This is a genomic window from Pseudomonas fluorescens (genome assembly GCF_902497855.1).
Lineage (GTDB): Bacteria > Pseudomonadota > Gammaproteobacteria > Pseudomonadales > Pseudomonadaceae > Aquipseudomonas > Aquipseudomonas fluorescens_BI.
Genome location: NZ_CABVHU010000004.1, coordinates 381,563 through 392,969 on the forward strand (window position 1 = coordinate 381,563; position 11,407 = coordinate 392,969).

The window sequence follows — 11,407 nt, forward strand, 5'->3', positions numbered from 1 at the left end:
TCCACCTAATTGGGAGGAGGGTTTCTCAGGGCAGACGCGCCAGCACCACGGCATGAATAAACAACAGAACTCCTGCAACCGAGAGGATGGCCGTACTAATCGGCATTAACCATGAGGTTGCCGTTTGATCTTTCGCTCAAACGATCCCGGTCAGGTAATACACCCCGATCACGAAAAACGCCGCCAGCACCTTGAAGATGGTCATGCCGAAAATATCCTTATAGGCCTGACGGTGGGTCAAGCCGGTGACCGCCAGCAAGGTGATGACAGCGCCGTTGTGGGGCAGGGTATCCATGCCGCCTGCGGCCATTGACGCCACGCGATGCATGACTTCCAGGGGGATGTGCGCGGCGTTGGCCGAGGCGATGAAGGTCTCGGACATGGCGGCGAGCGCAATGCTCATGCCGCCCGAGGACGACCCGGTGATACCGGCGAGCAAGTTGATGGTGATGGCCTGGTTGACCAGGGGATTGGGAATGACCTTGAGCGCCTCGACGACTGCAACGAAACCCGGCAACGCTGCGATCACCGCACCGAAGCCATATTCGGACGCGGTGTTGAGGGTCGCGAGCATCGCACCGCTGACAGCGCTACGGCTGCCTTCGGCCAGTTTGCGAGCGATGGTGCGGTAGCTGAAGATGAAGACCGTGACGATCCCGACCAGCAACGCCGCCTGCACCGACCAGATCGCAATCATCTTCGACACCTGGGTCTGGATGGGCGCCTTCAGCCCTGGCAGGTCGATCTCATAAACACTGCCATACCATTGGGGAATCCAGTGGGTGAAGGCCAGGTTCATCACACCCACCAGCAGCAAAGGTAGCAACGCTATCAGCGGGTGGGGCAGGGCGATGTCTTGCGCAGTTTCCGGTTCATTGCGCAGATCGCTGCCGTAGCCTTCACCCGTACGCAGGGCCTTGCGTCGTTGACGCTCGAGATAGAGCATGCCGCCGATCAGTATGAACAGCGAACCCAACACGCCCAGCCAGGGCGCGGCCCAGGACGTGGTGCCGAAAAACGTAGTGGGGATGATGTTCTGGATCTGCGGCGACCCGGGCATCGCATCCATCGTGAAGGTGAATGCCCCCAGCGCAATGGTCGCGGGCATCAGTCGCTTGGGAATGTCGCTTTGACGGAACATTTCCGCCGCGAACGGGTAAACCGCAAACACCACCACAAACAGCGAGACGCCGCCATAGGTGAGCAGCGCGCAGACCAGCACGATGACCAGCATGGCCTGGCTGCTGCCCAGCAGGTGAATGACCGACTTGACGATAGAGCGGGAAAAACCGGACAGCTCGATCAATTTGCCAAACACCGCTCCCAGCAAAAACACCGGAAAGTAGAGCTTGATGAAACCGACCATCTTGTCCATGAAAATATCACTGAACGCCGGGGCTACCGCGCTGGGGTCAGTGAGCAGAACGGCAGCGAGTGCAGCGAGTGGCGCGAAGATAATGACGCTGTATCCCCGGTAAGCGGCGAGCATTAACGCGAACAACGCCATCAAGGCGATGATGACACTCATGGGATGTCCTTCGAGGCTGGGCCTGCAGCGCAGAGAGGCGAATGACAGGCTGCGCAGTGGCTGTGATTTTTTGTTGTCGGGCCGCGCACCTGTCGCGGCCCTTTTTAGCCAAGCTGTTTTTACTCTGCGATACCGGCGTACGGCACATCCTTGTGACCGTAGCGACGGACCCGGATGTTGGCCTGCTCGCCGTGTCCGGAGAAGCCTTCCAGGGCGCACAGGCGTGAGCAATACTCGCCGATGAGCGCCGAGGCTTCGTCGGTCATGACCTTCTGATAGGTGCAGGTCTTGATGAACTTGCCGACCCACAGGCCGCCGGTGTATCGCGCGGCTTTCTTGGTCGGCAGGGTGTGGTTGGTGCCGATGGTCTTGTCGCCGTAGGAGACGTTGGTACGCGGGCCGAGGAACAGCGCGCCGTAGTTGCGCATGTTGTTCAGGAAGAAGTCCGGATCGTGGGTCATGACCTGCACATGCTCGAACGCCAGGTCGTTGGCGATGGTCAGCATTTCCTGTTCGTCTTCGGCCACGATCACTTCGCCAAAATTCTCCCAGGCCTGGCGGGCAATGCCGGCAGTCGGCAGGATCTGCAGCAGACGTTCGATTTCAGCCATGGTCTCGCGGGCCAGTTTTTCCGAAGTGGTCAGCAGGATCGCCGGCGAGTCCGGGCCGTGTTCGGCCTGACCGAGCAAGTCCGTGGCGCAAATTTCGCCGTCGACCGTTTCATCGGCGATCACCAGCGTTTCGGTAGGACCGGCGAACAAGTCGATACCGACCCGGCCGAACAATTGGCGCTTGGCCTCGGCGACAAACGCGTTGCCCGGGCCGACCAGCATATCGACCGGCGCAATCGACTTGGTCCCCAGGGCCATGGCTCCGATCGCCTGGATCCCGCCCAGGCAGTAGATCTCATCGGCGCCCGCCATGTGCTGCGCGGCAACAATCGCCGGCGCCGGCTTGCCATGGAACGGTGGGGCGCAGGTGATGATGCGCGGTACGCCGGCCACCTTGGCGGTGATCACCGACATATGCGCCGAAGCCAGCAGCGGGTATTTGCCGCCCGGCACGTAGCAGCCGGCCGCGTTGACCGGGATGTTTTTGTGGCCCAGGACTACGCCTGGCAGGGTTTCGACTTCCAGGTCGCGCAGACTGTTGCGTTGGTGCTGAGCGAAATTGCGCACCTGGGTCTGGGCAAACTCGATGTCGGAAATGTCGCGCTTGGTCAGCTGCGCCATGCAGGCATCGATCTCGGCGCTGGAGAGGCGGTAGTCCTCGCGATCAAGGTTATCGAAGCGAATGGAGAGCTCGCGGACCGCGGCATCGCCACGCTCCTCGATGTCGGCCAGGGTCTTTTCGACGGTGTCACGCACTTCACGGGCGGCGGATTTGATGACGGACGCTTCCGCGCCTTTTTTGAGCCAAGTTGCCATGGGATAGATTCCTGAGCGTTGTTGTTTTTGAATTTGCATACGTATGCAATGACGCTAATCCTAAGTCATTCCCAAGGCCGATGAAAAGGGGGGAGGCGAAAAAAGACCTGGAGGGTTAGTCGTGGGAGGCAGGTGTTGTGTGGCAAAACGGGCAGGCTGCACACGTCGCGCGCAAGGGCAGGTATGATCGCCATTTGAACCTTCGGCGCAGACGAAAAAATGGCAGTTTCCAACGACCCACTCCGGCATCCGGTCACGGCCCACGACGTGGCCAGGATGGCGGGTGTCTCCCAGTCGGCGGTCTCGCGAACCTTCACCAAGGGCGCCAGTGTTTCACCCAAGACCCGGCAGAAGGTCGAGGCAGCGGCAGCGACCCTGGGTTATCGACCCAACCAGTGGGCGCGCTCGCTGATCAAGCGCCGCTCCAATCTGATCGGCGTCGTCGCGCCCAGCATGGAGAACCCCTTTTATTCGGCGGTGCTGGAGGCCTTGTCGGCGGCCTTCGAAGACTTGGGTTATCGGGTACTGCTGTTCTCCACCGCCAACCACGAAGACTCCGATCCGGTGCTCGAAGAAGTCCTCGGCTACCGCGTTGAAGCACTGGTCCTGGTCTCCGCCAGCCTGTCTTCGCGTTTTGCCCAGGAGTGCAAGCAGACCGGTTTGCCCGTGGTGCTGCTCAATCGTCGAAATGACAGCAGCAGCATCTCCAGCGTGACCAGCGACAATGCCCAGGGCAGCCTGGAAATTGCGCAGTTTCTGGTTGCCGGTGGCCATCGTCACTTGGCCTATATCGCCGGCAAGGACAGCTCCTCGACCAGTCGCGATCGGGAGCGAAGTTTTGTCGACGCGCTGCAACATCTGGGGCATCCGGCGCCGCAACGCGAAGAGGGGCACTACACCTTTGACGGGGCAATGGACGCCACACGCCGCCTGCTGTCGAGCGCCACGCCACCGGACGCGATTTTTTGCGCGAACGACATCATGGCGCTGGGCGCGATAAACGTCGCTCGCGAGGAGTTCGGCCTCAAGCCGGGCACTGACATTTCAATCGTCGGTTTCGATGACATTGCACTGGCGTCCTGGCCAGTCTTTGCGCTGACCACTTACGTTCAACCGGTGGGCGCCATGGTCAGTCGTGCGGTCGGCATCATTTGCGCGCAATTGGAGAACCCGGATACCCCGGCGATTCAAGAGGTCGTTCGAGGGCAGTTGATCGTGCGCAACAGCTCGAAGATACCCGAGTCCGGGGTAAGGCAGGGGCCTGATTGCCTGGTCTGGCAAGCGCAGGACTAGTCATCAGTCGACAGTCGTACCCTGGCCAGGCCGCGATCGGGGAGCGACTATTGGTCGCCAACCCGTGCGTCAGTCGCGGAGGACCTCAACCCATCAATGCAGAATCTGGCTCAAAAACAACTTGGTCCGGTCATTCTGCGGGTTGTCGAAGAAGTCGTTCGGCGCAGCCTGTTCGACGATCTCGCCCTTGTCCATGAAGATCACCCGGTTGGCCACGGTGCGGGCGAAGCCCATTTCGTGGGTTACGCAGAGCATGGTCATGCCGTCTTCGGCCAGGCCGATCATGGTGTCGAGCACTTCCTTGACCATTTCCGGATCGAGCGCCGAGGTCGGTTCGTCGAACAACATGATTTTCGGTTGCATGCACAACGCGCGGGCAATCGCCACGCGCTGCTGCTGGCCGCCGGACAGTTGCCCCGGGTATTTATGCGCCTGCTCCGGGATGCGCACGCGCTCCAGGTAATGCATGGCGATTTCCTCGGCCTTGCGCCTGGGTATCTTGCGCACCCACATCGGCGCCAGGGTGCAGTTCTGCAGGATGGTCAGGTGCGGGAACAGGTTGAAGTGCTGGAACACCATGCCGACTTCACGGCGGATCGTTTCAATCTGCTTCAGGTCGGTGGTCAACCGGGTGCCGTCGACCACAATGCGACCTTGCTGATGTTCTTCCAGACGGTTGAGGCAGCGGATGGTGGTGGATTTTCCGGAACCCGACGGGCCGCACAGGACGATACGCTCGCCCTGATGCACGTTTAAATTGATGTCCTTGAGCACATGGAACTGGCCGTACCATTTATGAACGCCTTCCATCCGTATCATGCCTTCGGCACCCAGCGGCTTACTCATCACTTTACTCATGGCAAAACTCCTGGCCGCTTGCGGGCCTGTGTCCGACTTGACACTCAAGCGGGCTCTAATGAAGAACGCTCTGCAAGAACTGCCGGGTCCGGGCTTCCTTCGGTGCGGAAAAGATCTGCGAAGGCGGCCCCATTTCGACAATCCGCCCGCCGTCGAAAAACACCACCCGATCCGCCACTTCCCGAGCGAAACCCATTTCATGGGTCACCACGATCATGGTCATGCCTTCACCGGCCAGGTCTTTCATCACGTTCAGCACGTCGCCAACGGTTTCCGGGTCCAGCGCCGAGGTGGGTTCATCGAACAGCATCAGCTTGGGCTTCATGGCCAGCGCTCGGACAATCGCCACCCGCTGTTGCTGTCCCCCCGACAGTTCGGACGGATAGCCATCGGCTTTGTGCCGTAGCCCGACTCGATCCAGGAGCGCGAGTGCATTGCTCTGCGCTTGCGCCCTGGATGCGCGCTTGAGCTTGACCGGTGCCAGGATCATGTTGGCCATCACCGACAGGTGCGGGAACAAGGTGTAATCCTGAAAAACCATGCCCACTTCCTCTCGCAGCCTGGCCAGCGACTTGTGATCCCCGGCTTTGATCGACTCACCGCCGCCGACCACCACGCTGCCCGCTGAAGGCGCTTCGAGGCTGTTCAGGCAGCGAATGAAGGTGGACTTTCCCGAACCGCTGGGGCCGATGATCACCACCACTTCGCCTTCGATGACGTCCAGATCAACGCCCTTGACCACTTCGTGATCACCGAATCTTTTGTGCAGCCCGCGTACCGTCAACATGCTGCTCATAGGCCCGCCTGCGTCCGAATCGCTTCTTGCAGGCGAGCATGGGCGGCCGCCAGGCGATCACGCCGGGTCTGATTGGCCTGCCGCTCCTTGGCGATACGCGCGTCGGCACGCAGCAGGCTGGGTTTGAGCGATGACAGCGACGGGCCGCCAGCCGATATCCGCGCCTGCACATTGGCCGTCGGATCGAGACAATCACGCACCTTGTTCGCCGCAAGGTTGAGCGCGTAGCCCAACTGCTCCACAGCGCAGACGTCGACCATAGCGGTGTCGATCCGATGCGCCGGCAAACCCGCATCCATCGCCATGCGCACCACCGCGCCGACCACGTGATGAGCTTCGCGGAACGACAGATCCGCCTCACGCACGATCAGGTCGGCGAGCCCTGTGGCGGTGGAGAAATCCTCACCGGCTCGCTTGACCGCCAGCTCGACATTCGGTGTGGCAGTGCGCAGCACCAGGTCCAGCAACTTCAGGCAGCGCAGGCTTTCTTCGGCCGCCTCCCAGAATCCGCGAGTGCCTTCGCGATTGGCGTCGCCGGTGTGGGAGAAGTTGCTGCCCTTGATCGTGATGCTCGCGCCCATCAGTAGGCCGACGATGTGTCCGCTGCGGCCCTTCAGGTATTCCAGCACGGTCGGGTTCTTCTTCTGCGGCATGATGCTCGACGTCGCGGCAACGCTGTCCGGGAAGTCGATCAGGCTGAATTCGTGAGTGCTCCAGACGAAGTAGTCCTGGGCCACGCGACTCCAGAACACCGACAGAAGGCTCAGGTGCGACAGGCTTTCCAGGATGAAATCCCGCGAGCCCACGGCGTCCAGTGCATTGTCCAGATAACCATCGAAGCCCAGGAGCTGGGCCGTGCGGGCACGGTCAATGTCGAACGGTGTGCCGGCAAAGGCCGCAGCACCCAATGGGCATTGGTTCATCGACTCCAGGGTCTGGGTAAGACGATTGCAGTCACGCGCCAGCGCCTGCTCGACCGCGGACAGGTAGTAACCGTAGGTGATCGGCTGCGCCGGTTGCAGATGGGTGTAGCCGGGCATCACCACTTCGGCGAATACCCCGGCATTGTCGATGGCGGTCTGGCGCACCTGGATCAGTGCGTCGATCACATCCATCAGCACTTCCCGACAACGCAGGCGGTCGAGGGTCGCGAGGATATCGTTGCGGCTGCGTCCGGTGTGCAGACGGCCGCCGGCGTCGGTGCCGATCTGCTCGATCAAATGCGCTTCGTAGTTGAAGTAAGCGTCTTCGCGGGATGGATCGAGCGTCACAACACCCGGCCCGGCAGCTTCCATGTCCAGCACGCCCCTGGCCAGCACCGCCGCGTGTTCACCGCGAATCAGGCCCTGCTCGGCGAGCATGACGATGTGCGCCTTGTTGACGTTGCCCAGGTTGTCGAAGGCATCGGCAAACCCCTCCAGGCGCGGACGGTAGATGTACTCGTTGACTTCCGGTGCAGTGGTTTCCTTCAGGCGCCGACTGACTTTGGATTCTTGCATCATGAAACTCCTTGATGATTGTCACGCGTCACCGGGCGACCCAGGCGACGTTCGAGATAGCGGCTGAGCCAGCTCAGCAATGAACACATGACGAAGTACACCAGCAGCACAGCGCCATAGACGATGAACGCGGGGCTCACGCCGGTCATGACCGTGGCGCGTTCGATGATGATCTGACCGACCTTGAGAAACTCGCCGACACCCACCAGCGCCCCGAGGGAGGTGGCCTGGACCAGCATCGTCAACAACCCGGTGTAGGCCGGAAGAATCGCGCGCATCGACTGCGGCACGATCACGTACAGGTAGATCTGCCAAGGTCGCAGGCCCAGCGCCCAGGCGCTTTTCCATTGATGGCGCGCCACCGATTCGAGACCGCCACGCACGATCTCGATGCCATTGGCGCTGCCCCACAAGGTCAGGCCGGTGGCCACGGCGGCAAACGGACTCAAGTCCAGGCCGAGCATCGGTACACCGAAGTAGATGAAGTACACGTTGACGATCAGCGGGATCGAGCGAAACAGCTCCACGTAGCCATGAATGGTCCAGCTCAGCAGAGGTTTTTTCAGCGTCGCCAGCACGCCGAACAGGGTTGAAATCAAGGTGGTGAACAGCAGGACCACCAGTGCAAGGCGCAGGGTCATCCACAAACCTTTGGAGACGAAACCCCAGTTTTCCACTAAGAAATTCATCGAGGCCTCACTGCCGGAAAGGACGTTGCAAGTGCGCCGACAAGCGTCCGGTCAACAATGCCAGAATCGCCACCAACACCAGGTAAATCACGCAGATCGCACTGAACATCTCGATGGCGCGAAAATCCGTGGCAATCCGGTCCACCGCCACAAACGTCAGCTCGGCCAAGCCGATGGCCTGCAGGTACGATGAGTTCTTCAGCAGCGAGATCGCCGTGTTGAGCATCGCCGGCAAGCTGGTCCGGAAGGCAATCGGCAGTGCCACCAGGCAGAAGTAGTGCGAACGCTTGAGGCTCAGGGCCACGCTCGCCTCGCGCATCCCGTTCTCGACAGTCGCCAGGCCGCCGCGCACGTTTTCCACCTGATACGCCCCGGCCCAAAGGGACAGGCACACCACACCGGACCAAAACAACGACAGCTCCATACCGATGGCAGGCAAGCCGTAGAAGATGAAAAACAACTGCACCAGAATCGGCGTATTGCGGATCAGCTCGACGTACAACACGACAATCTGCGCCAGTACCGGCACCTTGATCACCCGCGCCGCACCGCCCAGCACACCGATCAGCAGCGAGAAGGTGATCGCCAGCAACGACACCCGCAAGGTCATCAAGACGCCGTCCAGCAGCGCAGGCCATTGCGCCAGCAGGTAATTGAGATCGAAATCCATGACAGGCGACCTGTCAGAGGGCTTCGGCAGGTTTAGCCTGCTCGAAGACGCTCAGGTAGTAGCTCTGGATGTTCTGGGGCACGTACTGCTGCACCCAGTCGCGAAACAGTTTTTCCTCATGCATCCGCTGCACGGCGGCGCTCAGGTAATCGCGCCATTGTTCGTCGTGCTTGCGTACGCCGATGGCGGCATCGGAGATCAGGAAGGGCTCGTTCAGCAGGCGCGCGTCCTGGTCGTTTTCGGCCACCACCACCAACGTCGCGGCGTCATGGGTGTAAGCCTCGGCACGGCCCTGGCGGAAGGTCTGCAGCGCATCGGCCGCACTGTTCAGGCGCAGCGTCTTGACCTCGGGCATGTGATCCTCGAACCACTTGGCCTGGACCGAGCCCTTGAGGGTGGCCAGGGTCTTGCCTTTGAGATCGGCGATGGTCTTGACCGGGCTGTCTTTTTTAACCACCACGTCACTGGCGCCCCAACGATAGGGTGTGGTGAAGTCGATGACCCGCAAGCGTTCCGGCGTAACCCCCAGGGTGGCGATCAGGAAGTCCACTTTGCGGCCCAGCAGTTGCGGAACGCGGTTTTCAGCGGTGACGCAGGTGAAGGTCACCTTGTCTTTCGAGCCCAGTGCCCACAGTGCGATCTGCCGGGACATTTCCACTTCGACGCCGGCGTATTCGCCGCTGCCGTCCTGAAAACCGTAGGGCGGCTGGTCGCAACGCACCCCTGCACGCAGCTGACCGGCTTGCTTGATCTGATCGGGAACGGCGGGGAGTTCGCTGGCGTGAACTGGCGTCAGGCCTGTCAACGACAAACACGAGAATGCCAATGCACTGCCAAGGATTTTCAAGGAAAACGCCATGATGCACTCCTGGTATCAGCGCCGACCGGCCTGAGGCGCAGCGACGCAATGAGTTTTTGTTATGGGGTGTCGTGTACTCGCTTCGCACTGCCACCTTCAAGGTGGCTACGTCGATGGCGTAAACATTTATAAAGCCTCTGGTTCATATCAACAAATGACAATACAGTAGCCATCCATACCGAATTGATATGGTCTCTATGAACTTCAAACAAGTCGAAGCGTTTCGTGCAGTGATGTTGAGCGGTTCAATGACCGCGGCCGCCGAATCCCTGCACACCTCACAGCCCAACATCAGCCGATTGATTGCGCAGCTGGAACGCAACAGCGGGTTCAAGCTGTTCGAACGGGTCGGCGGACGCCTGTTGCCCACTGATGAAGGTGCAGCGTTGTTCGCCGATGTCGAACGGGCATTCATCGGGCTGCATAGCCTGGAACAATCTGCGCAGAACATTCGTCGAGGCGGTACGGGGCGGTTACGTATCGCTGCCGTGCCTTCGTTGTCATTGACGGTGTTGCCGCGGGTAGTCCAGCGCTTTCGTCAGGAGAACCCGGACGTAGCGATTTCGCTGCATACCAACGATTCGCCGATGGTCGCCCATTGGGCCGCCTCGCAGTTCTGCGACCTGGGGCTGGTGTCCTATGTCGGTGAAGACATGCCGGGGGTGAAATCCCAGGCGATTTGCGATGTGCCGGGCGTGTGCGTATTTCCCAAAGGGCATCGGCTGAGTGCATTTACGTCGGTCGGACCTGAAGACCTGAGAGGGGAGGAGTTCATTTCACTGTCGCAGAACGATGGCTCGCGTGCTCGGGTCGATCGAGCGTTTTCCGACGACAGGGAGCATCGAAAGCTGAATCTGGAAACGCCCTATGCGGCTACCGTTTGCTCGCTGGTGGCGCTGGGTCTGGGGGTGAGCATCGTCAGCCCGATCGTGGCGCAGGAATACCTGCACACCGGTATCGAAACCCGGCCGTTTCGTCCACAAATACGCTTCTCGACCTATCTGCTGCTACCGGCCGATCGGCCGATCGGCTTGCTTACCCAGCGCTTCAGCCAACTGATCGATGAAATGCTCAGCACTGCCGCAAAAGACTGGCAGTGAATACAGAGGTGAAAAGCAATCTGTAGGAGCCGGCTTGCTGGCGAAGGCGGTGGATCAGTCGACATAATTGTCACTGAACGGACGCTTTCGCTGGCAAGCCAGCTCCTACAGGGGGGTGTGTTTAGCGGTTAGAGGGCGTCGCGGGAGGGTTGGCCGTCGACCAGGCGCTGGATGCCCAGCGGATTGCCATTCTTCAACGCTTCAGGCAGCAGGCTGTCGGGGTAGTTCTGGAAACACACCGGCCGCAGGAAACGGTCGATCGCCAAGGTACCCACCGACGTCCCGCGCGCATCCGATGTCGCCGGATACGGCCCGCCATGGACCATCGAATCGCAGACTTCCACGCCGGTCGGATAACCGTTGAGCAGGATCCGCCCGACCTTCTGTTCCAGCAACGCTGTCAATTCGCCGAACTGTTCGAAATCCGCCGGCTCGCCGATGATGGTCGCCGTCAACTGCCCATGCAGGCCGTTCAGCGCGGCACTCAGTTGCGCCTGGTCCGCGACTTCGACGAACACCGTGGTCGGGCCGAACACTTCTTCCTGCAGCACTTCGTCGCCCTCGAGCAACAGGCTGACATCCGCCTTGAACAATTGCGGCTGGGCCTGATTCCCTGCCTGCGGGCTACCGGCCAGGTGTTCGATGCCCGAATGAGAAAGCAACTTCTGCAGACCTTGGCCATAGCTGC

The 11,407-nt window shown here is 60.6% G+C and carries 10 protein-coding genes and 1 pseudogene; 2 read left to right on the top strand and 9 right to left on the bottom strand.

Annotated features, from left to right (window positions below):
• Positions 1-136: 136 nt before the first annotated feature.
• Together F8N96_RS11600 and hisD are read right to left on the bottom strand one after the other, a co-directional pair.
• Positions 137-1,528, bottom strand: coding sequence for a GntP family permease (locus F8N96_RS11600; protein ID WP_150797918.1), 1,392 nt, complete (start codon positions 1,526-1,528; stop codon positions 137-139).
• Positions 1,529-1,647: 119 nt separating this feature from the next.
• Positions 1,648-2,955 (bottom strand): histidinol dehydrogenase, encoded by a 1,308-nt coding sequence (gene hisD, locus F8N96_RS11605; protein WP_150797919.1) that lies wholly within the window; start codon positions 2,953-2,955, stop codon positions 1,648-1,650.
• A 219-nt stretch (positions 2,956-3,174) separates the two neighbouring features.
• On the opposite strand from hisD, the gene F8N96_RS11610 reads away from it, so the two are divergent.
• Positions 3,175-4,248, top strand: a complete 1,074-nt coding sequence (locus F8N96_RS11610; protein ID WP_150797920.1) for a LacI family DNA-binding transcriptional regulator — start codon at positions 3,175-3,177, stop codon at positions 4,246-4,248.
• 93 nt (positions 4,249-4,341) lie between these two features.
• Here the strand turns inward: F8N96_RS11610 and F8N96_RS11615 are convergent, their stop codons facing one another.
• From F8N96_RS11615 to F8N96_RS11640, 6 genes are read right to left on the bottom strand one after another with little or no spacing between them, the layout of a single operon-like run.
• On the bottom strand, positions 4,342-5,106 hold the full coding sequence (locus F8N96_RS11615; RefSeq protein ID WP_150797921.1) for an amino acid ABC transporter ATP-binding protein: 765 nt from the start codon (positions 5,104-5,106) through the stop codon (positions 4,342-4,344).
• A 55-nt stretch (positions 5,107-5,161) separates the two neighbouring features.
• Entirely contained in the window at positions 5,162-5,902 is a 741-nt protein-coding gene (locus F8N96_RS11620; RefSeq protein WP_150797922.1) for an amino acid ABC transporter ATP-binding protein, read from the bottom strand.
• Positions 5,899-7,401 carry an argininosuccinate lyase gene (argH, locus tag F8N96_RS11625; protein WP_150797923.1) on the bottom strand — a complete coding sequence of 501 codons (1,503 nt, stop codon included), beginning with the start codon at positions 7,399-7,401 and terminating at the stop codon, positions 5,899-5,901. Before argH ends, F8N96_RS11620 begins: the two co-directional genes overlap by 4 nt.
• Entirely contained in the window at positions 7,401-8,090 is a 690-nt protein-coding gene (locus tag F8N96_RS11630) for an amino acid ABC transporter permease (protein ID WP_150797924.1), read from the bottom strand. The genes argH and F8N96_RS11630 overlap by 1 nt, the downstream gene beginning before the upstream one ends.
• Positions 8,091-8,097: 7 nt before the next feature.
• Positions 8,098-8,760, bottom strand: a complete 663-nt coding sequence (locus tag F8N96_RS11635; RefSeq protein WP_150797925.1) for an amino acid ABC transporter permease — start codon at positions 8,758-8,760, stop codon at positions 8,098-8,100.
• A gap of 13 nt (positions 8,761-8,773) precedes the next feature.
• Entirely contained in the window at positions 8,774-9,619 is an 846-nt protein-coding gene (locus F8N96_RS11640) for a transporter substrate-binding domain-containing protein (protein WP_150797926.1), read from the bottom strand.
• A 197-nt stretch (positions 9,620-9,816) separates the two neighbouring features.
• Here F8N96_RS11640 and F8N96_RS11645 point away from each other — a divergent pair, with 197 nt between their 5' ends.
• Positions 9,817-10,719 (top strand): LysR substrate-binding domain-containing protein, encoded by a 903-nt coding sequence (locus F8N96_RS11645; protein ID WP_150797927.1) that lies wholly within the window; start codon positions 9,817-9,819, stop codon positions 10,717-10,719.
• A 128-nt stretch (positions 10,720-10,847) separates the two neighbouring features.
• On the opposite strand, the pseudogene F8N96_RS11650 reads toward F8N96_RS11645, so the two are convergent.
• A pseudogene (locus tag F8N96_RS11650) lies at positions 10,848-11,407 on the bottom strand (aldehyde dehydrogenase (NADP(+))); the annotation flags it as partial.

Excerpts from the sequence above, each read along its gene's own strand:
- F8N96_RS11600 (WP_150797918.1), bottom strand. The coding sequence starts at position 1,528 with ATGAGTGTCATCATCGCCTTGATGGCGTTGTTCGCGTTAATGCTCGCC.
- hisD (WP_150797919.1), bottom strand. The coding sequence starts at position 2,955 with ATGGCAACTTGGCTCAAAAAAGGCGCGGAAGCGTCCGTCATCAAATCC.
- F8N96_RS11610 (WP_150797920.1), top strand. The coding sequence starts at position 3,175 with ATGGCAGTTTCCAACGACCCACTCCGGCATCCGGTCACGGCCCACGAC.
- F8N96_RS11615 (WP_150797921.1), bottom strand. The coding sequence starts at position 5,106 with ATGAGTAAAGTGATGAGTAAGCCGCTGGGTGCCGAAGGCATGATACGG.
- F8N96_RS11620 (WP_150797922.1), bottom strand. The coding sequence starts at position 5,902 with ATGAGCAGCATGTTGACGGTACGCGGGCTGCACAAAAGATTCGGTGAT.
- argH (WP_150797923.1), bottom strand. The coding sequence starts at position 7,401 with ATGCAAGAATCCAAAGTCAGTCGGCGCCTGAAGGAAACCACTGCACCG.
- F8N96_RS11630 (WP_150797924.1), bottom strand. The coding sequence starts at position 8,090 with ATGAATTTCTTAGTGGAAAACTGGGGTTTCGTCTCCAAAGGTTTGTGG.
- F8N96_RS11635 (WP_150797925.1), bottom strand. The coding sequence starts at position 8,760 with ATGGATTTCGATCTCAATTACCTGCTGGCGCAATGGCCTGCGCTGCTG.
- F8N96_RS11640 (WP_150797926.1), bottom strand. The coding sequence starts at position 9,619 with ATGGCGTTTTCCTTGAAAATCCTTGGCAGTGCATTGGCATTCTCGTGT.
- F8N96_RS11645 (WP_150797927.1), top strand. The coding sequence starts at position 9,817 with ATGAACTTCAAACAAGTCGAAGCGTTTCGTGCAGTGATGTTGAGCGGT.